The sequence below is a fragment of the Cetobacterium somerae genome (assembly GCF_022430525.1).
Lineage (GTDB): Bacteria > Fusobacteriota > Fusobacteriia > Fusobacteriales > Fusobacteriaceae > Cetobacterium_A.
The window spans coordinates 1,489,978-1,514,494 of the sequence record NZ_CP092519.1 but is presented as its reverse complement, the minus strand read 5'-3'; the positions used below and the strand labels follow the sequence as shown (position 1 = coordinate 1,514,494).

Genomic DNA, 24,517 nt, shown 5'->3' with positions numbered 1-24,517 from the left:
GGAATAGAAAGTGAGATTACTTTTTGAAATAGGAATGGAAGAGTTACCTGCAAGATTCCTTGTTCAAACTCTAAAAGAGATGAAAGAGAACTTAGAAGGTAAGTTAAATGAAAAAAGAATAAAATTTGATGAAATAAAAACTTTTGGAACACCAAGAAGACTGGTTGTTTTAGTAGAGGGATTGGCAGAAACTCAAGAAAACTTAGATATCTTAAACATGGGACCTGCAAAGCAAGTTGCTTTTGGTGAAAATGGAGAAATTTCAAGAGCAGGATTAGGATTTGCAAAATCTCAAGGTGTAGAAGCTACAGATTTAGAGATAATAGAAACTCCTAAAGGTGAGTACATAGCAGTTAGAAAATTCTTAAAAGGTGAATGTACAAAAGCTCTACTTTCAGATCTTTTAAAAGAATTGGTACTAGAGATAAACTTCCCTAAATCAATGAAGTGGGGAATGAAAAAATTAAAGTTTGCTAGACCGATTCAATGGTTCTTAGCTTTAGTAGATGGAGAAATAGTAAATTTTGAAATAGAAGGAATAAAAAGTGGAAGAGCATCTAGAGGACATAGATTCTTTGGAAGCAATTTTGAGGTTTCTAATATTGATGAATATTTTGAAAAAATAAAAGAAAATAATGTAATTATAGATGTTGAAGAGAGAAAGAATTTAATTAAGAAACTTATAAAAGAAAAATGTGAGGATTCTAATGAGCAAGTTTTAGTAGATGAAGATTTATTAAAAGAGGTTGCAAACTTAGTTGAATATCCATATCCGATAGTTGGAACATTTAATTCTGATTTCTTAGAAGTTCCTCAAGATGTTTTAATTATATCAATGCAAGTTCACCAAAGATATTTCCCTATTTTGGATTTAGAAGGAAAACTTTTACCTAAATTTGTTGTAATTAGAAACGGTATTGAAGATTCTGAACAAGTTAGAAAAGGAAATGAAAAGGTTTTATCTGCAAGACTTGCTGATGCAAGATTTTTCTATCATGAAGATTTAAAGAAGCCTCTAATAGAAAATGTTGAGAAATTAAAACAAGTTGTATTCCAAAAAGATTTAGGAACTATATATAATAAAATTGAAAGATCTCAAAAAATAGCAGACTATTTAATAGAGGCTACTGGAATGGAAACTAGAAAAGAAACAATTGATAGAACAATTTTATTAGCAAAAGCTGACTTAGTTTCTAATATGATTGGAGAAAAAGAGTTTACAAAACTTCAAGGATTTATGGGAGCAGACTACGCATTAAAATCAGGAGAGTCTGAGTTAGTAGCAAAAGGTATTGAAGAACACTATTACCCAAGATATCAAGGAGACCTTTTACCAAAAGGTGTAGAAGGAATTATAGCAGGAATATCTGATAGAATAGATACTCTTTGTGGATGTTTTGGTGTTGGAATAATTCCAAGTGGTTCTAAAGATCCGTTTGCTTTAAGAAGAGCAGCTTTAGGTATTGTAAACATTGTTTTAGATTCAAACTTAAATATTTCTTTAAAGTCTTTAGTAGAAAGAGCATTAGATACGCTTGCTACTGCAGGAGTACTAAAAAGAGATAAAGCTGAAGTTTTAAATGAAGTGATGGAGTTCTTTAAGCAAAGAGCATTAAATGTATTTACAGAAATGGGATATTCAAAGGATATTGTATCTGCAGTTGTAGATAAAAGTTTTGATAACTTGGTTGATACTTTATTAAGAATAAAAGCAGTTGATGAATTTACAAAAATGGATAGCTTTAATAACTTAGTTTCATTAATGAAAAGAGTTGGAAATATCTCTAAAGGATTTGAGGGAGTTATGGTAGACCCTAATCTTTTAAAAGAAGAGATAGAAAAAGAACTATTTGATAAATCTCAAGAAGTTGCAAGAGATGCAAAAGAGATGTTAGTTGCTAAAAATTATATAGGATACTTAAATGTACTTTTATCAACTGAAGATATTATCAATAGATACTTCGAATCTATAATGGTAATGGACAAAGATGAGGTTATAAAAAATAATAGATTGTCACAACTTAATTATATAGCTACAATCTTTAATAAAATGGTTAATTTAACATTAATTGAAGAGAAAAAATAAAAAAATATTGACTAAATAATACAAATAATATATAATTTAGTTACAAAAAAAACAAAATCATCAAGAGAGACTGAGGGACTGGCCCTATGACGTTTCAGCAACCTACCTTAGAGGTGTGGTGCTAATTCCAGAAAGATGACTTATAAGAGCATAAAGCCTTTTATCTTTCTGGAGAGATAAAAGGCTTTTTTTATCTCTTTTGATTAATATTTAGGAGGAAATAATGAAAAATTTAACTTACTTTACTTCGGAGTGTGTATCACCAGGACATCCAGATAAAATAGCAGATCAAATATCAGATGCAGTATTAGATGCATGTATTAAAAATGATCCAGCAGCAAGAGTAGCTTGTGAAGTGTTTTGTACAACAGGTCAAGTTGTTGTGGGTGGAGAGATTACAACAACAACTTATATTGATATACAAGATATAGTTAGAAATAAAATTGATGAAATTGGATATAGACAAGGAATGGGATTTGATTCAGATTGCGGAGTGTTAAATGCAATTCATTCTCAATCTCCTGATATAGCTATGGGAGTGGATGTTGGAGGAGCAGGAGACCAAGGAATAATGTTTGGTGGAGCTGTAAAAGAAACTCCAGAATTAATGCCGTTAGCATTAGTTTTAGCGAGAGAGATAATTGTAAAATTAACAAGATTAACAAGATCAAAAGAGTTAGCTTGGGCAAGACCAGATGCAAAATCTCAAGTAACATTAGCCTATGATGAGAATGGGAAAGTTGTAGGAGTGGATACTGTTGTAGTTTCGGTTCAACATAATCCAGATGTAACTCAAGAGCAAATTCATAAAGATGTAAAAGAGTTAGTGATAAAGCCAGTTTTAGAAGCTTATAACTTAAATACAGAGGAAGTGAAAAATTATCATATAAATCCAACTGGAAGATTCGTAATCGGAGGACCACATGGAGATACTGGATTAACTGGAAGAAAAATAATTGTTGATACATATGGTGGATTTTTCAGACATGGAGGAGGAGCTTTTTCTGGTAAAGATCCTTCAAAGGTTGATAGATCAGCAGCATATGCAGCTAGATGGGTAGCAAAGAATATCGTTGCAGCAGATTTAGCTGATAAATGTGAAGTTCAATTATCTTATGCTATTGGTGTAGTTGAGCCAACATCTGTAAAAGTAGAAACATTTGGAACAGGAAAAGTGGATGAAATTAAATTAGCTGAAGCTGTTCAAAATGTATTTGATTTAACACCAAGAGGAATTGAAAGAGATTTAGAGTTGAGAAGTGGAAACTTTAATTATCAAGATTTAGCAGCTTTTGGACATATTGGAAGAACAGATTTAGATTTACCTTGGGAAAGAGTAAATAAAGCTGAAGAATTAAAAAAATATTTAAACAGATAATACTATACGAAAAAAGGGAAGAATATACTTCCCTTTTTTTTATTTTAGTGCTAAGCTATAAAAAAAGAAAAGGAGAGGTGAAGTATGAAATATTTATTTGTAAATTATCCTAAATGTTCAACGTGTGTAAAAGCAAAAAAATGGTTAGAAGAAAATGGAGTGGATTTTGAGTCAAGACATATTGTTGAAAATAATCCAACAAAAGAGGAATTAAAAAAATGGATTACTTTAAGTGGTCAGCCAATAAAAAAGTTTTTTAATACAAGTGGCATTTTGTATAGAGAAATGAACTTAAAGGAGAAAGTAGCTTTAAATAATGAAGATGAACTTTTAGATATTCTTTCAAGCAATGGAATGCTAGTAAAAAGACCTTTACTTATAGGAAAAGATAGTATTTTAATAGGTTTTAAAGAAAAAGAATGGGATGAAATAAAAAAATAAAAATACTATTGACAAATTATTGAAAAGATGGTACTATTATTATGTAGCAACAACGCAAAAAAGCGAAGTTGCCCCGTTCGTTCAGTGGTAAGGACAATAGATTTTCACTCTATAAACAGGGGTTCGATTCCCCTACGGGGTACCATTTGGAAGCATAGCTCAGTTGGGAGAGCACCTGCCTTACAAGCAGGGGGTCACTGGTTCAAGTCCAGTTGTTTCCACCATTTAGATTTTAAAAGCATGAAAGTGCTTTTTTTTTATTTTTTGCAAAATAAAAAAGGGATAAATTATATTTAACCCTCCATTTATAATTGTTTTTTCAAAAGATTAGTAGTATCTAGTTTATACGATTCTTTATTATTTAAAAAATTAAGAACATCTTCAGTAAGGTCAACGCCTCCATAAATTGTGGCACTTTTTTCAATAACCATCTCTAAATTTTTTTGTTTTCCAATTAAAATAGCAACGGAGTCTATTTCAAATTTAATATCATAAATAAAGTTTTGTTGGTCCTCTTGAAAAACTCTTTCAGAAGTTTCAATTTTTTCTTGAAATTGCTTTTTTAAATCTAATAGTTTTTTCTTATCTTCTTCTGTGATTTTTGAATTTGATTTGATAATTTTTTCTTGTTCTAATAAGCTTTGTCTTAATCCTTCAATTTCTGAATTTAACTCTAATCTTTTATTTTCAAGTTTTTCTTCCATTTCAAAACGCTTATTGTACTGACTAAAGATGTATTCAGAGTCGATAACTCCAATATTGAGTGCAAAGGCTGAAGTGGTCATAAAAAGCAATAGAAATAAAACATTCATATAAATACTCCTTTTTGTGGAATTTTATTCTTATTATACATTATTTTGCCAATATTTGATATAATATTTAAAAGAAAAATAAAAAGAGGGTGGAGAATTGAATAAGAAACTAAAAATATTTTTACTTTTGATACAGATATTTGGTATCGGACTTTCTTTATATTATAGAAAATTTTTATTAACAGTTGCAGTGGTTTTAATGTTAATATATAATCTATATGTTTTTTTTAAATGGAAAAAGATAAAGATGAAAAATAATTTTATATTAAGATCTTTTATAGCTTCAGATATAATTTTATTTTGTTTTTTTATTTTGATATTTAGAATGATTCAGATACAACTTTTTGATTCAAACAATTATAAAGAAGCGATAAATAAACAGATAAATGTTGAAAGAAGAGAGGGTGGAGAAAGAGGAAATATATATGATTCTAAAGGGAAAGGGTTGGCATATAGTATTAATATGTATGAGCTATCAGTAGATCCTAAAAGATTTATTAAATCTGTAGAAGCTCCCGAAGCTTTAAAAGAATTAGTAAATAAGAAGTATATAAGAGATAATTATAGACCACTATTAAATACAATTAATAAACTTGGTAAAGAGGAGAGAGTTTATAAAAGGTTAAATAGAAATATAGATGATGTAGAAAAAAAAGAAATTGAAGAAATTTTAGAGAAATATAAAATAAAAGGAAAAAATATTATATTTTTAAGTGGAAGAAAAGAAAGACGTTATTATAAACCAGACCAATATTTCTTTTTAGTTGGGAATATTGGATTTAAACATGGAACAGAAAAAGAAGGAATTTTTGGAATAGAACTTTTTTATGAAAATTATTTAAAAGGCGATAAAATCTCTAGAATTATTCCAAGTATTAGAAGCTTAGGAATTGGATTGCCAACATCAGGTGCTAGAACAAAAGTTAATTTAGATGGGATGAATATTCATCTAACTGTTGATAATGATTTACAATATATTTTAAATGATGAGATGGCAAAACAATTTAAAAAGACAAATTCAGAAGAAGCGTATGCTATTTTAATGGATCCAAATAATGGAAAAATATTAGCGACTTCATTTTTTAGGAAAAACAAAAAGAATGTTGCAAACCCAATATTTCAATCACAAGTAGAACCAGGTTCGATATTTAAGCCACTTATAATAGCAGCAGCATTACAAGATAAAAAAATAAGAAGAAATACAAATTTTGATATTGGAAATGGAACGATAACAAAATATAAACATACTATTAGAGAAAGTAGTAGAAGTGTAAAGGGAATTTTAACAACAGAAGAGATACTTAAAAAATCTAGTAATGTGGGTATGGTATTGATTGGAGACAAGTTTACAAATGAAGAGTTTGATACATATTTAGAAAATTTTGGTTTATACGATAAAACAGGGGTTGATTATCCTTATGAAAAAAAACCAAGAAGAGAATCAGTAAAAAAATGGAATGGACTAAAAAAGAGTACTATGTCTTTTGGCCAAGGAATCGCAGTGACACCAATTCAAATGATTACAGCTTTTTCAGCTGTAATTAATGGTGGAGTAATGTATCAACCGTATATAGTTGATAAAATAACTGATAAAGATGGATTAGTAGTTAGAAGAAATTTACCGATACAAAAGGGAAAAGTTTTAACTGAAGAAGTATCTAAGGAAATGAGAGCGATGATGGAACTAGCGGTATTGGAAGGAACTGTAAAAAAAGCACATGTTGATGATTATAGAATAGGTGGAAAAACTGGAACTGCTCAATATAGTGAACATGGTAGATATGTAAAACACGAATATTTATCATCTGTAATGGGATTTTTTCCTGTAGAAAAACCTCAGTATATACTATTAGCTATGTTTTTTAAACCTCAGGGAGATGTTTTATATGATAAATACGGTGGTACGGCAGCTGCCCCAGTTCTAGGAGAAGTTGTAAAAAGAGTAACAAAGCTAAAAAATATTTATTCACAAAAGATAGAAAATATAAGAGTTCAAGGTAAAAGAAGTTTGAAAAGTATAGAAAATAATGAAGAGCTCTTGATAATGCCAGATTTAAAAGGTTTAAGTGCTAGAGAAGTTATTGAGATTTTCAAGGGAAGTGACATTGAGATTGAGTTAACAGGAACAGGAGTTGTTCAAAGTCAAAGTGTTGAACCACAAAAAGAGTTGGTAGATATAAAGAAAATAAAAATAAAATTAGACTAGGAGAAAGTAATGAGATATTATAGTGTCTATATAGAAAAGACAAAAGATTTCTATACTTATGCCGGTAATGAAGAGAATATAAACGTTGGAGATAGAGTCTTGGTATCTTTTAGAAATAAGGATAAAGTGGGGCTAATTATTGAAGAAGAAAAAGATAAAGAGTATACTTTTAAAGTTTTAAAAATAAAAAAAGTATTATATGAAGAGTTAAGTTTTTCTAAAGAATTTATAAAATTGTTGTTATGGATAAGAGATTACTATATGAGTCCTTTTGATCAAGTTTTTTCTACGGCAGTGCCTTCAGGAGTGAAAATAAAATATGAGGATATTTATCGACCTAAAAGTCTTTGTGGTACTTTAATTAAAGATGAGATTTTAGAGTATTTTTTAAAAAAGAGTTTAGTTAGAAAAAAAACATTGGTTGATAGATTTTCAAAAAATAAAATACAGGAGTATCTAGATAATAATTATTTAAAAGTTCAAGATAGTTGGTATAGTCTTCAAGAAGATATTGAAGATGTTGATTTAGAACTGAAATTATATTTTCAAGAAAGAATAGAAGTTGGAAAAGCAACTTTAGAAAAGAAATATGACAAAAAAACTATTGAAAATCATTTAAAGAACGGAACATTAATACTTGAAAGAAAAATAAAAAGTTTTAATGAAGAGAAATTGAAAAAAACTATTGAAAAAGAGGCATATAAAGAAGATACTAAATTAAATTCAGAGCAAGAAAGAATAAAAAATGGTATTGAAGTGTCAAATAAAAGGCATTTTTTAATAAGAGGAGTAACAGGATCAGGAAAAACTGAGATATATATACAACTTATAAAGAGAGCTTTAGAAAATGGAAAAGGATCAATATTTTTAGTTCCAGAAATATCTTTAACTCCTCAAATGGTAAAAAGATTTAAAAAAGAGTTTGGAGAAGAGGTTGCAATACTTCATAGTAGATTGTCTAATATAGAAAGAGCTAAAGAGTGGTATAGTATATATACAGGTGATAAAAGGGTTGTTTTAGGAGTTCGATCAGCAATTTTTGCTCCCGTAAAAAATCTTGAATATATTATTGTAGATGAAGAGCATGAAAATAGTTATAAGCAAGATAGTACACCAAGATATAATGCAAAATATGTAGCTATAAAAAAAGCTGAATTAGAAAATGCAAAAGTAGTTTTAGGTTCAGCAACACCATCAATTGAAAGTTACTATTACGCTAAAAAAGGGATATTTCAACTTTTTGAAATAGATCATAGATATAAGGATGCAAAATTACCAGAGATAGAGATTGTAGATATGAAAGAAGAAAAAGATAGCTTTTTCAGTGAAAAGCTTTTAGAAGAAATAAGAGGAGCACTTTTAAGAAAAGAGCAAATAATACTTCTTCTAAATAGAAAAGGATACTCTACATTGGTTCAATGCCAAGAGTGTGGACATATGGAAGAGTGTGAACATTGTTCTATAAAATTAAACTATTATGCAAGTAATAATAGCTTAAAGTGTAACTATTGCGGTATATCAAAAAGATTTTTAGGTCATTGTTCTAAGTGTGGAAGTAAAAATATATCCTTTAGTGGACGTGGAGTTGAAAGAGTAGAAGAGGAACTTCGAAAAAGATTTCCTGTAAACATAATTAGAGTTGATGGTGATGTTTCAAAAGAAAAGAATTTTTATGAAAATATGTATAATGATTTTTTAGGTGGCAAATATGATATTATGATTGGAACTCAAATGATATCCAGAGGATTACATTTTCCCAATGTAACTTTAGTTGGAGTAATAAATGCAGATACAATAATGAGTATTCCTGATTTTAGATCAGGCGAAAGAACATATCAAATGATAACTCAAGTAGCAGGAAGAGCTGGAAGAGGAGAAAAAAAAGGGAAAGTTATAATTCAGACTTATCAACCTGAAAACTATATAATAGAAAAAATTCAAGAAAATAGTTATATAAATTTTTATGAAAAAGAGATAGAGAAAAGAGAGATACTTTTTTATCCTCCATTTTCCAAAATAATAAATATTGGGATATCTTCAAATGAGGAGAATGGATTAGAGGAGTATTGTCATTTAGTATTTAAAGAGATTGAACATGAAAAGGTAGAACTTTATGGACCTATGAAATCATTAGTTTATAAAGTAAAAGGAAGATATAGATGTAATATATTTATAAAAGGGGATAGAATAGAAATCAATGAGTATAAAATATTTTTAGAAAATAAACTGAAAAAAATAGAGAATAAAAAATATAGAATAGTTGTTGATGTAGACCCGATTAATCTAATATGATATAATATATATTGAAAAAAAAGAGAATTGGAGGAAAATACATGTTATACGACATAAAAATATATGGAAATGAATGTTTAAGAACTGTAGCTGAACCAGTAACAGAAATAACACCAGAGATACTTGAAATTTTAGATAATATGGTAGAAACAATGCACGAAGCAAATGGAGTAGGACTTGCAGCACCACAAGTTGGAATAAGCAAGAGAATGTTTGTAATTGACATTGGAGATGGAATTGTAAGAAAGATTATAAATCCAGAATTAATAGAGTTGTCAGATACTGTTGAAAATATAGATGAAGGATGTTTAAGTGTTCCAGGAATTTATAAACCTGTAAAAAGATCAGTGACAGTAAAGATAAAGTATTTAAATGAAAAGGGTGAAGAGGTAATAGAAGAGGGAACAGAACTTTTAGGAAGGGCTTTCCAACATGAATATGATCATTTAGAGGCTATTTTATTTGTAGATAAAATATCACCAGTAGCTAAAAGAATGGTATCTAAAAAGTTACAACTTTTGAAAAAAGAGGTAGGTAAAAACTAATGAAAAATCTACTTTGGATAGTCCCGTTAGTTATACATTTTGCATTTTTAGGACAAAATATATTTAGATCATTTGTTAAAATCGATAAGTTAAAAATGGAGCAAGAGATAAAGATTAAACAAAAAAAAGAGATTGAAAGCTTAATTGTTAGATATGATGAAATGATTGAGAATATAAATAATCCCTTTTACAGAGAAAAAGTAGCTAGGAATCAACTCCAAATGGTTTTACCAGGAGAAAAAATTTATAGATTAATTGAAACAAAGTAGGAGGAAAAATGAAAAGAGAGTTAGCTTTAGAGTTTGCTAGAGTTACAGAAGCAGCAGCCTTAGCAGCTTACAAATGGGTAGGTAGAGGAGATAAGGAGGCAGCAGATCAAGCAGCGGTAGATGCTATGAGAACTGTACTAAATGGGATAAAAATTCAAGGGGAGATTGTAATAGGAGAGGGAGAGATTGATGAAGCTCCTATGCTATACATCGGTGAAAAGGTAGGAATAGATTCTCCTGATAAAGAAAGATATTCACAAGTGGATATTGCTGTAGATCCGGTTGAAGGAACAAGAATGACAGCGCAAGGGCAAGCTAATGCAATTGCTGTTTTAGCAGTAGGGAATAAAGGTAGCTTTTTAAAAGCTCCAGATATGTATATGGAAAAATTAATAGTAGGTCCTGAAGCAAAAGGTGTAATTGATTTATCAAAACCTTTGATGGAAAATATAGATAATATCTGTAAAGCTTTAAATAAACCATTAAACGAGTTAACAGTAGTAGTATTAGATAAACCAAGACATAAAACTATAATAAAAGATTTACAAGATTTAAATATTAAAGTTTATGCTTTACCAGATGGAGATGTAGCAGGATCAATATTAACATCAGTTGTAGATTCAGATGTAGATGTACTTTACGGTATAGGTGGAGCTCCAGAAGGTGTTATATCAGCTGCTGTAATCAAGGCTTTAGGTGGAGATATGCAAGCTAGATTAAAATTAAGAAGTGAAGTAAAAGGTGTGTCATTAGAAAATGATAAAATATCTGCATATGAAAAGTCTAGATGTGAAGAGATGGGACTAAGAGTAGGAGATGTTTTAAAGATGGATGATCTTGTAAAAGATGATGAAGTTATTTTCTCAGCAACAGGAATAACAAGTGGAGATCTTTTAGAAGGTGTAAAAAGAAAAGGGAATATAGCTAGAACTCAAACTTTAGTTATAAGAGGAAAAAGTAAAACAGTTAGATATATAAATGCTGTTCATAACCTAGATTATAAACCTGAAGATATAATGGAATTAGTAAAATAATTAAATAATAATTGAATAGAAAAGTAGAGAATATTCTCTACTTTTCTTCATTATTAAATGAGGAGGATAAATGTTTTTTTATGATGATTTTATAAAAAAAATAGAAAAGACAAAAGTACAATATAAACCATTAAAGAAGTATACACTTGAAGGTAAAAAAATGATTGTATGGTTAGGAACAGGAGTACCACTTATATTAATTGGGGCTCTTCAAGGATATATAGGGTATACAAAGAATTTTAGCATACCATACATAGGAATAGCTACATTACTATTGTTTTTAGGATTTAAACATTTAAAAAATCTTTTTAAATATAAAATAATTTTAGATTGTGAAAATAAAAAAATCTTAGGTCAAGGATTGAATCTATCTTTTGATGAAATAGATACATGTACTATGAAAGAAGGAGTAGTAGGAAAAGGAAATAGATTACAAGTTATAATAAGAATAGTTACAAATGATAAAAGAGAGATAATTATCCCTTTAATTATGGGAAATAAAATTGACTTTATCTGTACTTTAAAGGATGAACTAAAGGGTAAGTTTTCAATAATAAAGGGATAGGAGTGATTCTATGAAAAAATTAACTTTTTTACTTTGCTTGTTTTTAATAAGTTTTTCTTTTGTTTTTAGTAAAGATAATAAGCGAGAGTTCAGAGGAGTTTGGATAGCAACAGTTGATAATATAAACTGGCCTTCTAAACAAGGGTTAAGTATTGAAGAACAAAAACAAGAGTATATTGATATTTTAGATGAAATAAAAAGTTTGAATATGAATGCTATAATAATGCAGGTAAGACCTACAGCAGATAGATTTTATAAAAAAGTTAATAAAGAACCATGGTCTAAATATATAACTGGAGAAAGTGGTAAAGATCCAGGATATGATCCTTTAGAGTTTTTTGTAGAGGAAGCTCACAAAAGAAATTTAGAATTTCATGCATGGTTTAATCCATATAGAATAACATTAAAAAATAATGAAAAAATTCCTGAAAATCATGTAGCTAAAAAAAATCCTAACTGGGTTATTGAATATGGTGGAAAATATTATTATGATCCTGGAAATCCAAAAGCTAGAGAATTTACAGAGGATGTTATAGTTGATGTTGTAAAAAATTATAATATTGATGGTGTTCATATGGATGATTACTTTTATCCATATCCAGTGCTAGATAAAAATAAAAAAGTTGTTCCTTTTGGTGATAATAAATCTTATAAATTATATGGAAAAGGAATGAAAATTGATGACTGGAGAAGAAAAAATACAGATACTTTTGTGATGGAATTATCGAAAAAAATAAAAAAGGCAAAACCATATGTAAAATTTGGAATAAGTCCTTTTGGAGTTTGGAGAAATAACGATAAAGATCCAACTGGGTCAGCAACAAGAGCAGGTGCAGAAAATTATGATACTTTATATGCAGATACAAGGACATGGATACAAAACGAATGGATAGATTATATAGTTCCGCAAATATATTGGGATTTTAATTTAAAAGTTGCTCAGTACGATATTTTAGTTAATTGGTGGATAAATGAAGTTAAGAATAGCAATGTTCATTTGTATATAGGTCATGCAGCTTATAAAATTGGAAGTAATAAAGCTTGGAGAAACGAGAATGAACTTATAGATCAAATAAAGTATAATAGAAATTTTGAGAATGTTCATGGAAGTGTATTCTTTGGATTTGATAAGATTCAAAAAAATAGCTTGAATATTAAAACAAATTTAAAAGAAAAAGTTTATGAAACACAAATATTACCTCCAACAAGTCCATGGATAGATATTATAGCTCCAAAACCAGTGACTAATATAAAAGCAAAAATTATAAAAGATGGAGTTCTTTTGAGTTGGGATGACCCAGCTAATAATTATGCTGATTACTATGCTATATATAGAAGTACAAATAAAGAGTTTGACGAAAAAAACTCTAAATATCTTTTAGCTACTGTAAAAAGAAAATATGGATTAAAATATTTAGATAAAAATATTGAAAAAAATAAGACTTACTATTATAAAATAGCTCCAGTAGATAGAGTTCATAATCAAGGTGAAGTAAAGGAAAAAATTATTTTAAAAAAATAAAAAAACTTTGTTGACAAACAATATAAATTGTGGTACTATATCTTTGTAAGTGATGCGGGAGTAGCTCAGTTGGTAGAGCGTCAGCCTTCCAAGCTGAATGTCGCGAGTTCGACCCTCGTCTCCCGCTCCATACAAAGATGCGTCATTAGCTCAGATGGTAGAGCACACGACTTTTAATCGTGTTGTCACTGGTTCGAGCCCAGTATGACGCACCATTTACCACTGCCCCGTTCGTTCAGTGGTAAGGACAATAGATTTTCACTCTATAAACAGGGGTTCGATTCCCCTACGGGGTACCATTGGAAGCATAGCTCAGTTGGGAGAGCACCTGCCTTACAAGCAGGGGGTCACTGGTTCAAGTCCAGTTGTTTCCACCATTAATGGGGGTGTAGCTCAGTTGGTTAGAGCGCATGCCTGTCACGCATGAGGTCGCGAGTTCGACCCTCGTCACTCCCGCCATTAATTTTTTATAAAGTAAATAAAAGCCGCTTTAGCTCATCTGGTAGAGCAACTGACTTGTAATCAGTAGGTGATTGGTTCGACTCCGATAAGCGGCACCACTGCGAGGGTGGCGGAATTGGCAGACGCACCAGACTTAGGATCTGGCGTTTCGACGTGAGGGTTCAAGTCCCTCCTCTCGCACCACTTTATGAGTAATAACAGTAGACTTCAACGAAGTCTACTTTTTTTTTATCCAAATCTTAATTGCTTGAAAACTATATATCTCTATGGTACAATAATATGAAAAAAGTTTAATAAAAAGGTGCTTGAATGAAAAAAATAAAGTGGTTATTTAGTTTTAAATATATATATATAATTTCATTGATTTACTTTTTTTTAGGATATTTTTATCCTAATCTTTTGCAAATAAATAATATATATCTATATATAAAAGAATATTTTGGAATATATGAAAAATTACTGTGGATATTTTTAGTGGGTTATGGTTTTTCAATGTTTATGAAAAATCCAAATAAAAGAGTTGTTTTGAAAACAAGATTATTTTTTATGATTATTTTGGGAATAGCTACGGGATATCTTTACTTATTAGATAGTTTAAAAGAACAAACAGAAAAAACAATAGATTCGATTCAACAGTATGTTATTCAAGTTGGTCTATTAAATATTAACTTAGGTTATATTGAATTATATACATTTTTAAAAATATTTCCAAATGTTAAAACTAATGTATTTGCAGGTAGTTTGATTTTTATAATTTTTCTTTCTATGATTGTGATTTGTGGAAAAATGATAAGAAAATTAATTGTATCAGTTATTAATTTTATTAAAGGACAAATTTTTAGAGTTAGAGAGGAAAGAAGATTAAAAGAGGAGCAAATTAGATTAGAGAAACAAGCTAAGCTAGAAAAAGATATTTATGATGAAATATGTAATATTCAAAAAGCTTATCAAGAAAAAGATCGTTTAGAAATGGAAATAGAAGAAGTTGAATTAGAAGGAAATACTGAAAATGAGTTGATATTACAGGTAAATATTTCTGAAGAATTTGAAGAAAATTTAGAAAATATAGTTATAGAAGATGATAAAAAAGATGATGTAGAAAGGATAAATGAAGACGATGATATTAGCATCCAAATCCCCGAGAAGGAAAGAGATATTAGCACAGTTGGGATTTCAACTGCAAATTAAAAGTAAGGATATAGAAGAAATAAGTGATAAAATAGAGATTGTGGAACAAATAAAAGATATTTCCTTAAAAAAAGTTATGGCAGTAGCTGTGGAAAATCCAAAAGATTTTGTTGTAGGAGCTGATACAGTTGTTGTAATAGATGGGAAGATTTTAGGAAAACCTAAGAATGAAATGGATGCTGAGAAAATGTTAAAGTCTCTTTCTGGAAAAAGTCATGAAGTGATAACAGCTTATACATTGATAAATTTAGAGAAAAATATAAAAATAACAAATTCTGTCGAAAGTACAGTTTATTTTAAGCCGATAAGTGATGAAGAGATAAAGTGGTATATAGAGAGTGGAGAACCTATGGATAAAGCTGGAGCTTATGGAATTCAAGGATTAGGTTCAATTTTTGTAGATAAAATAGATGGAGATTTCTTTGCAATTATGGGGTTTCCAATAAATCATTTTATAAAAACTTTAAACAATTTAAAAATACCAATAGAAAGTTTAAATAAAATATAAATTAATTTAAGGAGAGTTGTAATGAAAAAAATATTTGGAAAAGTTTTAGGAATATTTTCAGATGATTTAGGAATAGATTTAGGAACTTCAAACACATTAATCTGTGTAAAAAATAAAGGAATCATAATGAATGCTCCATCAGTTGTAGCAATTAATACAAAAACAAAAGATATTTTTGAGGTTGGAGATAAAGCTAAACAAATGATAGGAAGAACACCTCATACAGTTGAGGCCATAAGACCTCTTAAAAATGGAGTTATTGCAGATTATGAAATAACTGAAAAGATGTTAAGAGAGTTTTATAAAATTGTAAATAGAGGAAAAAGTTTGTCAAGTCCAAGAGTTATTATATGTGTTCCAGCTGGAGTAACTCAAGTAGAAAAAAGAGCTGTTATGGATGTAACAAGAGAAGCTGGAGCGAGAGAAGCTTATTTGATAGAAGAGCCTATGGCAGCAGCGATAGGAATTGGATTAAATATATTTGAGCCAGAAGGAAATATGGTTGTTGATATTGGTGGTGGAACTACTGAGATTGGAGTAATATCTTTAGCAGGAATAGTGAAAACATCATCTTTAAAAATAGCTGGAGATAAATTTGATTCTTTAATCATAGATTACATTAGACAGAAACATAACCTATTTATTGGTGAAAAAACAGCTGAAGAGATAAAAATTGCAGTTGGAGCAGTAACAGATTTAGAAGAGGATATTTTTATTGAAATTAGCGGAAGAAACGCATTAAGTGGATTACCTAAAAATGTAAAAGTTTATTCATCTGAAATTGCTGAAGCTTTAGAAGAAGCTGTAGTTTTAATAATAGAAGAGATAAAAGGTATTCTTGAAAAAACTCCACCAGAATTATCTTCTGATATAAAAAGAAAAGGAATTTATTTAGCTGGAGGAGGAGCTCTATTAAGAGGAATTGATAAGAGAATAGCTGAGAGCTTAAGTTTAGAGGTTACTGTTGCAGAAGATCCTTTAAATGCAGTTGTAAATGGAATTCAACAACTTTTAAAAGAATTTGATAAATATAAAAGAGTTTTAATTTCTCCTGAAAGTGACTATTAAAAAGAGGCATTATGAAGAGAGTAATATTACTAATTTTATTTGTATCTTCAATATTGAGAGCGAACTATCTCATCACAAATGGTGAGATAGCTCTTTTTTATGATGGCAAAAATAATATTTTAACAAATGTAAAAGCTAGAGAATTTAGTAAGGATGTACTATCAAATTTACAAATATTATTAATAAAAGATTATAAAATATATAGAGCAAGAAATTACTATACGCAAACAAAATTTATAGATGGTAAGAATATTTTTTATATGAAATACAACATAAATGATAATATTGTGGAATCGTATATAATATTATCCAATGAAAATAAGAATGATATATTTATTTATACTAATTTAAATGGTGTTAAATGGAATGAGCCATATAAGTTAGTTTATAAATTTTCTCCATTAATCTTAGAAGGAAATATCGAGAATAAAGATGGATATTATAAATATGATATGTTGAATTTCTCGAAAGATAATAAATCTAATATTCTTGTGGCGACAGAAAGAGATTTTGAAAACTTTAAAGTAAAGTCATTAGAAACTACTTTATTAAAAGGATTGAATGAACGAATATACTTAGTAAAAGATATTAAGAATAAAAAAGATGACTCCTTAGAAATCGTATTTAGTAAAAAGAAACCAAGATTTTTAAATATTTCTTTTTCAGAAGTTATGGCTAGAGAACAAAAGTTTTGGAATAACTTTAATAAAAAATATTATTATTTAAGAGAAACAGTTATTAATCAAATAAAGAAACTTTATTTGATATCTTTTAGTAATCAAAATAGTTTAAATATGAACATGAGTAGAGCAAAGTATATGGAGCAATTGAAAGTCATATATTTAAATGGTATATTAAATAGAGAAAGAGTGATTCCTGAATTTAACTTTGATAGAGGCGATAGTATTCAAAATATGTTTACATATTATTATTATATAAAATTATCTAATTTGAAAGAAAATAAAAATATTAAAATATTATTAAAGAATAATTTTATAAAAGTTAAAGATGATATTCAAGAATCTTATAAAAGTATAATAAATAAAGAGGGCGATTGGTTAGAAAATAGTCTGGTATTTTATAATTTTTTATTAGAAATAGAAAAATTACAAAACAATGAGTTGTTATTTAATGAAATAGAATTAATGAAAGAAGATATAAGTAAAAAAGTAAAAAAAGAAATATTGAATTCTTCTGGAATTATTAAAAATAATAACTATATAAAATATTTAGATATTTTATCACAAGAGAATCAAATAAAAAATATAAATAAATTATTAGAAAATACAAAAAATTTGATTAGATTATTAAAAAAAGATGATAATATAGATAGTAAAGCTAATTTAAGTTTATCACTATTACTATATAAAAATAATTATATAGTTGAAAGTGATAAAATATTTTATAATATAGATTATTTTATCAATTATAATGAAAAATATAATGAATTAGATTTAGAAGAAGTATATTTATATTTGATAAATATTCAATATAGGGGATTAATATGATTAAAGAAGAAATAATTGGTATAAAGGAACAGATAGAGTCGATACTTTTATTAGGTGGAGACGAAATAAAAGTAAGAGATTTAAGTAAGTTTTTTTCAGTATCTATAGAAAAAATTCTACAAATTTTAGAAGAGTTAAAAAAAGAGCGATTTAATACGGGAATAAATATTGAAATAGATCAAGAAATTGTGTATTTAATAACAAATCCAAGATGTGGAGAAATAGTAAATCTCTATTTTAAACAAGATGTAAAACCTAAAAAATTATCAAATGCTGCCTTAGAAACATTATCAATAATAGCTTATCGTCAACCTATAACTAAGAGTGAAATAGAAGCAGTAAGAGGTGTTTCCACAGATAGAGTAGTCCAAACCTTAGAGGAAAGAAAGTTTATAAGAATTTGTGGAAAAAGAGAAACTATAGGAAGACCAAATTTATATGAAATAACAGATAAGTTTTTAGGTTACCTAGGAATTTCATCGGTAGAAGAACTACCACAATATGAAGATATGAAGGAGAAATTAAATGGAACCAATGAGAATAAATAAGTACTTAGCCCAGAGTGGTTATGCGTCAAGAAGAGAGATAGATAAGCTTGTTGAAAATGGTGATATAAAAGTTAATGGAAATGATGTAACACCAGGACAAAAAGTTACGGATAAAGATAAGATTTATATAAAAGGACAGCTATTTGAAAAACCAAAATCAGAAAATAAAGTTTATTTTTTATTGAATAAACCGAAAGGTGTTTTAAGTGCTTCAAAAGATGATAGAGGAAGAAAGACAGTTACAGATTTAATAGATACTAAAGAAAGATTATATCCAATAGGAAGATTAGATGCTGATACTGAAGGTGCAATAATTTTGACAAATGATGGAGATATCTTTAATAAAGTTATACATCCAAAAGGAGAAGTTTATAAGGAGTATTTTGCAATTGTAAAAGGTGAAATAAGAGATAAAGATCTTTCAAAATTAGCAAAAGGTATAAACTTAGAAGATGGACAAACATTACCAGCTAAGACAAAGATATTAAAGAGAGCTCAAGGTAGAAGTGAAGTTATAATAGCTATTAGAGAGGGAAAAAATCGTCAAGTTAGAAGAATGTTTGATGCAGTAAAACATCCAGTAGTATATTTAAGAAGAGAAGCTATTGGAAAGATAAATTTAGGAAATTTAGAGTTAGGAAAATATAGAAAACTAACATCACAAGAGATAAAGTATTTAAAATCATTATAGAATATAGGAGGAAGATAGATGTCTTTAACAAGAGAAGAGGTTCTAAATGTTGCTAAATTAGCAAGATTAGAATTTAATGAAGAGGAAATTATAAGATTCCAAGCAGACCTAAATAATATATTGGAGTATATAGATGTTTTGGGTGAAATAAATACTGATGAGGTAGAACCATTAGTACAAATTCATGAAACTGGAGTTAAGTTAAGAGAAGATATAATAAGAGAGTCTCTAACTGTCCAGGAAGCTATGAAAAATGCACCTGCTTCAGAGGATGGAGCATTAATAGTACCTAAAGTAGTTGGAGAATAAATTTTAAAGGAGGATTTTTCTGTGAAAAAGATATACGAGTTAACAGCTTTTGAAATAAAAGAAAAAATATTAAATAGAGAACTAACATCTGAAGAGGTTGTTAGAGCTATTTTTGATAGAATAGAAGAAACTGATGGTGAGATTGGAAGTTTTGTATCTCTTAGAAAAGAAAAAGCGATAGAAGAAGCAAAAGTAGTTGATTATAAAATAAAAAATGGAGAAACTGTAGGAGCTTTAGCAGGAATTCCAGTAGCGATAAAAGATAATATGGTATCAATTGGAGAACCATCACAATCAGCTTCTAAGATACTAGAAGGATATGAAGGAATATATGACGCAACAGTTGTAAAAAAATTAAAAGATGCAGATGCTATAATAATTGGAAAAACAAATATGGATGAATTCGCTATGGGTTCAACAACAACAACATCTGCTTATGAAAAAACAACTAAAAATCCTTGGGATTTAGATAGAGTTCCTGGTGGAAGTAGTGGAGGAGGAGCGACATCGGTTGCTTCAAATCAATGTTATATATCTCTAGGATCAGATACAGGAGGAAGTATCAGACAGCCAGCATCATTTTGTGGAGTAGTTGGATTAAAACCAACTTATGGAAGAATCTCTAGATATGGTCTTATGGCATTTGCGTCATCTTTAGACCAGATTGGTCCGTTTGCTAAAACAGTTAAAGATGTTGCTTTAGCTTTAAATACATTAGCAGGGATAGATGACTACGATTCTACAGTTGAAGAAGTAGAAGTTCCAAATTATTTAGATTATTTAACTGGAGATATAAAAGGAATGAAGATTGGTGTGCCGAAAGAATACTTCATAGAGGGCCTAAATCCAGGAGTAAAAAAGGTTGTAGATGAAGCTTTAGAAACTTTTAAATCTTTAGGTGCAGAGATAGTAGAAATATCGTTACCACATACAAAATATGCAGCTCCAACGTACTATGTATTAGCTCCTGCAGAAGCTAGTTCGAATTTAGCTAGATTTGATGGTGTTAGATATGGGCATAGAACAAAAAATGCTTCAAATATAGATGAATTATATACAAAATCTAGAAGTGAAGGATTTGGAGATGAAGTTAAAAGAAGAATTATGATAGGAACATATGTTTTAAGTGCAGGATTCTTTGATGCATATTTTAAAAAAGCTCAAAAAGTTAGAAGATTAATAAAAAATGACTTTGATAAAGCTTTTGAAAAGGTTGATATTATATTCACTCCAGTAACACCAGGACCTGCTTTTAGATTGGATGCTAAAAAGACTCCGGTAGAGTTATACTTAGAGGATATCTTTACGATACCAGCAAACCTAGCAGGAATACCAGGAATTTCAATACCAGCAGGAATGACTGAAGGACTACCAGTTGGAATACAATTATTAGGAAAAGCATTTGGAGAAAAAGATATCTTAAAAGCAGGAGATGCTTTTGAAAAAGCGATAAAGGAGAGAGTGTAATGGCGAGACAGTGGGAATCGGTAATAGGACTTGAAGTACACCTTCAATTAAAAACAGGAACAAAAGTTTGGTGTGGATGTAGTGCAGACTATGATAATTCACCAACAAATACACATACATGTCCAATATGTTTAGGACATCCAGGAGCGTTACCAAAGTTAAATAAAAAAGTAGTTGAATATGCTGTAAAAGCGGCATTAGCTTTAAATTGTAAAATCAATAATGTAAGTGGATTTGATAGAAAAAATTATTTCTACCCAGATACTCCTAAAAATTATCAGATTACTCAATTTGAAAAACCATATTGTGAAAAAGGATTTTTAGATGTAAAGTTAAATTCAGGTAGAGAGTTCACTGTTGGAATTACTAGAATACAAATAGAAGAGGATGCAGGAAAATCTATACATGCAGGGTCTGAATCATTAATAAACTTCAATAGAGCATCAATGCCTCTTTTAGAAATAATATCTGAACCAGATTTAAGAAGTTCTGAAGAAGCTTATGAGTATTTAAACCTTTTAAAAAGTACAATAAAGTATACTGGAATAAGTGATGTATCGATGGAATTAGGATCTCTAAGATGTGATGCAAATATATCTGTTATGGAAAAAGGAAGTAAAGTTTTTGGTACAAGAGTCGAAGTAAAAAACTTAAACTCATTTAAAGCAGTTGCAAGAGCTATTGACTATGAGATAGGAAGACAGATTGAGGCTATCGAAAACGGTGGAACTATTGATCAAGAAACTAGACTTTGGGATGATGACGCTCAAGTAACAAGAATAATGAGAAGTAAAGAGGATGCAATGGACTATAGATACTTTGCTGAACCAGATCTTCCAAAGCTTGTTATAAAAGATGAGGAAATTGAAAGAGTAAAAGAATTAATGCCTGAATCAAAATCGGCAAAATTAAAAAGATTTATTGAAACTTATGCATTACCAGAATATGATGCAAATATATTAACAGATGAGATTGAGCTGGCTGATTATTTTGAGAGAGTGGTAAAAGTTACTAATAATGCTAAACTTTCATCAAACTGGATAATGACAGAAGTTTTAAGAGAATTAAAAGAGAGTGGAAAATCTATAGAGGAATCTAAGATAAATTCTGAAGATTTAGGAAAAATAATAAATCTTATTCAAAAAGAAGTTATCTCTTCTAAAATAGCGAAAGAGTTATTTACTATAAAATTAAATGATGCTAGAGATCCAGAAATTATAGTAAAGGAAGAAGGGATGATACAGGTTGTTGACTTAGGAGAGATTGAAGGAATAGTAGATCAAGTGTTAGCTGAAAATCCTAAGATGGTAGAAGACTTTAAAAACTCTGATGAAGGTAGAAAGCCAAGAGTTTTAAAAGGATTAATTGGACAAGTTATGAAATTATCAAAAGGTAAGGCAAATCCAAAGATAGTTACAGAACTAATGGAATCGAAATTAAAATAGGTGGGTTATAATGAAAAAAAGCAAATTAATCTCTTTAGGGATTATGATTTTAGGACTTACTTTTTTATCAAAACCACTTCATGCTGTTACTAAAACGTTAAAAGAGAAGTACGAAAATGTAATACCAATGAGTGTTCACGTAAATATAATGAATAATGAGGCTGAGCCAGAATATTTAAACTATGTTTTTATAAAAAGTGTAGATGCACCAATTAGACAAGATTCATCAATATATTCTAAAGAGATTGTAAGATTTCCATTTAATACAAAATTAAAAGTTTTAGAAAAAGTTGAATCGAGTGGAAATGAGTGGTATAAAGTAGAGTTAAAAGATAAAAATGGAAATAGAGTTCAGGGATATATTTCAGCAATGTTAGTTACATTAAGAAGATTTAAATTCGAAGAGATGAACAATAGATTACATAAGTTATCACAATTTTTACAATCAGAATCAGCAAAAGGAAAAGAACTGGTATCAATAAATACGTATGTTCCAAATCCTAGTAATCAAAATATGAGTAGAGTTAAGGATAAATATGGAGTTTCAGCAGATCAAAATGCTAGAGCAAGTTATAATGGAGAAACAATATTTATACCTGATAGATCATTGATGTCAATAGAATCTACAAGTGGAAATGATGTATATGTAAATGCACTTTCAATAGCTGAAAAGCCATTAAAAGTAAGTAAAAATGTTATAACAAGATATCCAGCAGTAAATGCAAACTTTAGAAAAGCTATTGTAATTGACTTAGAAAATGAAAATCAAGGTATTTTTCAAAAAAATTCTGAAGGTCAGTGGGAGTTAATCTCTTATACATTAAACAAAACAGGTATGGAAAGTACTTTAGGATTTGATACTCCTAAAGGATACTTTATAGTTCCTGCCTTGAAATATGAGATGGGTTATAGAGATGAATATAATAATGCAGCTGGAATGGCAAAATATGCAATACGTTTTTCAGGTGGAGGATATATTCATGGAACACCAATTAATTTTGAAGAAAATATAAATAGAGACTTTTTCTTAAGAGAAAAAGATGGAACATTAGGAACCGTTGAGGGAACTAGAAAATGTATTAGAAATATGGAATCACACATTAAATTTCTTTTTGATTGGGTAACAAATGGAAAAGTTAATAGAAAATCTAATGAACAAAGACCGGATGAGAATGTAATGGTTATAGTATTTTAATGAAGGGTGAGCGAAAGCTCACCCTTTCTTATAAAAATAGCATAACTTTCTATTCTATGATATAATAAATTTGTTAAATTAATAGAGATAGGTGATAAAAAAATGTATAAAATTCAGTATTTAATATTTAAAATTTTTCGTTATATTTTACTTCTATTTCCAGAAAAAACAAGGTTTAAATTTGCTGAGAGGTTAGGAATTCTAGGTTATTATCTTATAAAAAAGAGAAGATTAATAGCTTTGGCAAATTTAAAGCTGGCTTTTCCAGATAAGACATATAAAGAAAGAAAAAAAATAGCAAAAGAATCGTATAAAATAATGGCAAAAGCCTTTATTTCAACATTATGGTTTGAGGATTATTTAAAAACAAATGTAGAGTTAGAGGATTTTAATCGAGTATCTTCTGTAAAAGAAGACGGGAATGGAATTGTTGTTGCTCTTATACATATGGGAAATATGGAAGCTACCTTAAAAGCTGGTGAGAAATATAAAAGTGTAACTGTAGCGAAAGCTCAAAGAAATCCATATATAGATAATTTTATAACAGAAGCAAGAAGAAAATTAAATGTAATATTACTAAAAAAATCTAAGCAAACATCTAGAGAATTATTGGAACAGATAGAAGAGAAAAATATAATAGCATTATTTTCAGATCACAGAGATAAAGGAGCAACAGTAAATTTTTTTGGAGAAGAGACAGTTTCACCAACAGGGGCTATAAATATAGCATTAAAACATAATTTACCAATAGTTATAGGTTATAATGTAATGCATGAGAATAACACTTGCACAACATATTTTACAAAAGAGTTAGAGTTAGTTAGAACAAACTCATTTAAAAATGATGTTAAAGTTAATACTCAACTTATGATGAATATAATAGAAAATATAATAAAAAATCATCCAAATCAATGGATGTGGTTTCATGATAGATGGAAACTTTATAAAAAAATAAAAAATGAGAATATAAAAGGCTAG

22 protein-coding genes, 9 tRNA genes and 1 riboswitch are annotated in these 24,517 nt (G+C 28.9%); of the genes, 30 read left to right on the top strand and 1 reads right to left on the bottom strand.

The annotated features are described in order from the left end of the window. Window positions 1–10 precede the first annotated feature (10 nt). The 5 genes from glyS (at window position 11) to MKD34_RS06955 (ending at window position 4,129) form a co-directional block, all read left to right on the top strand. Window positions 11–2,086 (top strand): glycine--tRNA ligase subunit beta, encoded by a 2,076-nt coding sequence (glyS, locus tag MKD34_RS06975; RefSeq protein ID WP_240218846.1) that lies wholly within the window; start codon window positions 11–13, stop codon window positions 2,084–2,086. Window positions 2,087–2,140: 54 nt separating this feature from the next. Continuing rightward, window positions 2,141–2,228: riboswitch (SAM riboswitch) on the top strand. An 81-nt stretch (window positions 2,229–2,309) separates the two neighbouring features. Beyond that, the gene (metK, locus tag MKD34_RS06970) at window positions 2,310–3,464 is read left to right on the top strand and encodes a methionine adenosyltransferase (RefSeq protein WP_240218845.1); all 1,155 of its coding nucleotides are present in this window, start codon (window positions 2,310–2,312) and stop codon (window positions 3,462–3,464) included. A gap of 84 nt (window positions 3,465–3,548) precedes the next feature. Further along, window positions 3,549–3,905: an arsenate reductase family protein gene (locus tag MKD34_RS06965; RefSeq protein WP_240218844.1), complete on the top strand. Its 357-nt coding sequence runs from the start codon at window positions 3,549–3,551 to the stop codon at window positions 3,903–3,905. 70 nt (window positions 3,906–3,975) lie between these two features. Beyond that, a tRNA-Glu gene (locus MKD34_RS06960) sits at window positions 3,976–4,050 on the top strand. A 3-nt stretch (window positions 4,051–4,053) separates the two neighbouring features. Beyond that, window positions 4,054–4,129 (top strand) — tRNA-Val (locus MKD34_RS06955). A gap of 81 nt (window positions 4,130–4,210) precedes the next feature. Here MKD34_RS06955 and MKD34_RS06950 read toward each other — a convergent pair. Continuing rightward, on the bottom strand, window positions 4,211–4,717 hold the full coding sequence (locus MKD34_RS06950) for an OmpH family outer membrane protein (protein WP_240218843.1): 507 nt from the start codon (window positions 4,715–4,717) through the stop codon (window positions 4,211–4,213). A gap of 97 nt (window positions 4,718–4,814) precedes the next feature. On the opposite strand from MKD34_RS06950, the gene MKD34_RS06945 reads away from it, so the two are divergent. The 25 genes from MKD34_RS06945 to MKD34_RS06825 all read left to right on the top strand — a co-directional run bounded on the left by MKD34_RS06945 (window position 4,815) and on the right by MKD34_RS06825 (window position 24,517). Then, entirely contained in the window at window positions 4,815–6,923 is a 2,109-nt protein-coding gene (locus MKD34_RS06945) for a penicillin-binding protein (protein WP_240218842.1), read from the top strand. 9 nt (window positions 6,924–6,932) lie between these two features. Next, window positions 6,933–9,215: a replication restart helicase PriA gene (gene priA / locus MKD34_RS06940; protein WP_240218841.1), complete on the top strand. Its 2,283-nt coding sequence runs from the start codon at window positions 6,933–6,935 to the stop codon at window positions 9,213–9,215. A 41-nt stretch (window positions 9,216–9,256) separates the two neighbouring features. Continuing rightward, the gene (def, locus tag MKD34_RS06935) at window positions 9,257–9,760 is read left to right on the top strand and encodes a peptide deformylase (protein ID WP_240218840.1); all 504 of its coding nucleotides are present in this window, start codon (window positions 9,257–9,259) and stop codon (window positions 9,758–9,760) included. Next, a complete protein-coding gene (locus MKD34_RS06930) occupies window positions 9,760–10,029 on the top strand; it encodes a septum formation initiator family protein (RefSeq protein WP_023051418.1) in 270 nt (89 codons plus the stop codon). The genes def and MKD34_RS06930 overlap by 1 nt, the downstream gene beginning before the upstream one ends. Window positions 10,030–10,037: 8 nt before the next feature. Next, a complete protein-coding gene (glpX, locus tag MKD34_RS06925) occupies window positions 10,038–11,063 on the top strand; it encodes a class II fructose-bisphosphatase (RefSeq protein ID WP_023051419.1) in 1,026 nt (341 codons plus the stop codon). A 70-nt stretch (window positions 11,064–11,133) separates the two neighbouring features. Continuing rightward, window positions 11,134–11,628, top strand: a complete 495-nt coding sequence (locus tag MKD34_RS06920; protein ID WP_240218839.1) for a hypothetical protein — start codon at window positions 11,134–11,136, stop codon at window positions 11,626–11,628. A 10-nt stretch (window positions 11,629–11,638) separates the two neighbouring features. Further along, window positions 11,639–13,150, top strand: a complete 1,512-nt coding sequence (locus MKD34_RS06915) for a glycoside hydrolase family 10 protein (RefSeq protein ID WP_240218838.1) — start codon at window positions 11,639–11,641, stop codon at window positions 13,148–13,150. Window positions 13,151–13,204: 54 nt separating this feature from the next. Beyond that, a tRNA-Gly gene (locus MKD34_RS06910) sits at window positions 13,205–13,280 on the top strand. 9 nt (window positions 13,281–13,289) lie between these two features. Further along, window positions 13,290–13,365: transfer RNA gene (locus MKD34_RS06905), tRNA-Lys, on the top strand. Between the two features lie 9 nt (window positions 13,366–13,374). Continuing rightward, window positions 13,375–13,449: transfer RNA gene (locus MKD34_RS06900), tRNA-Glu, on the top strand. 2 nt (window positions 13,450–13,451) lie between these two features. Then, a tRNA-Val gene (locus MKD34_RS06895) sits at window positions 13,452–13,527 on the top strand. Window positions 13,528–13,532: 5 nt separating this feature from the next. Next, window positions 13,533–13,609: transfer RNA gene (locus MKD34_RS06890), tRNA-Asp, on the top strand. 25 nt (window positions 13,610–13,634) lie between these two features. Further along, a tRNA-Thr gene (locus MKD34_RS06885) sits at window positions 13,635–13,710 on the top strand. A 2-nt stretch (window positions 13,711–13,712) separates the two neighbouring features. Continuing rightward, a tRNA-Leu gene (locus MKD34_RS06880) sits at window positions 13,713–13,795 on the top strand. Between the two features lie 126 nt (window positions 13,796–13,921). Beyond that, window positions 13,922–14,800, top strand: a complete 879-nt coding sequence (locus MKD34_RS06875; RefSeq protein ID WP_240218837.1) for a hypothetical protein — start codon at window positions 13,922–13,924, stop codon at window positions 14,798–14,800. Next, window positions 14,730–15,308: a Maf family protein gene (locus tag MKD34_RS06870; protein WP_240220093.1), complete on the top strand. Its 579-nt coding sequence runs from the start codon at window positions 14,730–14,732 to the stop codon at window positions 15,306–15,308. Before MKD34_RS06875 ends, MKD34_RS06870 begins: the two co-directional genes overlap by 71 nt. A gap of 21 nt (window positions 15,309–15,329) precedes the next feature. Then, window positions 15,330–16,376, top strand: coding sequence for a rod shape-determining protein (gene mreB / locus MKD34_RS06865; RefSeq protein WP_023051969.1), 1,047 nt, complete (start codon window positions 15,330–15,332; stop codon window positions 16,374–16,376). Between the two features lie 11 nt (window positions 16,377–16,387). Continuing rightward, window positions 16,388–17,884, top strand: a complete 1,497-nt coding sequence (locus MKD34_RS06860) for a hypothetical protein (RefSeq protein WP_240218836.1) — start codon at window positions 16,388–16,390, stop codon at window positions 17,882–17,884. Between the two features lie 14 nt (window positions 17,885–17,898). Further along, window positions 17,899–18,432 (top strand): SMC-Scp complex subunit ScpB, encoded by a 534-nt coding sequence (gene scpB, locus MKD34_RS06855; RefSeq protein ID WP_240220091.1) that lies wholly within the window; start codon window positions 17,899–17,901, stop codon window positions 18,430–18,432. Then, entirely contained in the window at window positions 18,419–19,123 is a 705-nt protein-coding gene (locus tag MKD34_RS06850; protein WP_185892089.1) for a pseudouridine synthase, read from the top strand. Before scpB ends, MKD34_RS06850 begins: the two co-directional genes overlap by 14 nt. Before the next feature lie 18 nt (window positions 19,124–19,141). After that, window positions 19,142–19,432 (top strand): Asp-tRNA(Asn)/Glu-tRNA(Gln) amidotransferase subunit GatC, encoded by a 291-nt coding sequence (gatC, locus tag MKD34_RS06845; protein ID WP_023050155.1) that lies wholly within the window; start codon window positions 19,142–19,144, stop codon window positions 19,430–19,432. Between the two features lie 21 nt (window positions 19,433–19,453). Next, entirely contained in the window at window positions 19,454–20,899 is a 1,446-nt protein-coding gene (gatA, locus tag MKD34_RS06840; protein ID WP_240218835.1) for an Asp-tRNA(Asn)/Glu-tRNA(Gln) amidotransferase subunit GatA, read from the top strand. Further along, window positions 20,899–22,344 (top strand): Asp-tRNA(Asn)/Glu-tRNA(Gln) amidotransferase subunit GatB, encoded by a 1,446-nt coding sequence (gene gatB / locus MKD34_RS06835; protein WP_240218834.1) that lies wholly within the window; start codon window positions 20,899–20,901, stop codon window positions 22,342–22,344. Before gatA ends, gatB begins: the two co-directional genes overlap by 1 nt. 10 nt (window positions 22,345–22,354) lie before the next feature. Further along, complete coding sequence (locus MKD34_RS06830) at window positions 22,355–23,539, top strand: L,D-transpeptidase family protein (protein ID WP_240218833.1); 1,185 nt, start codon at window positions 22,355–22,357, stop codon at window positions 23,537–23,539. Window positions 23,540–23,641: 102 nt separating this feature from the next. Beyond that, window positions 23,642–24,517, top strand: coding sequence for a lysophospholipid acyltransferase family protein (locus tag MKD34_RS06825; protein WP_240218832.1), 876 nt, complete (start codon window positions 23,642–23,644; stop codon window positions 24,515–24,517).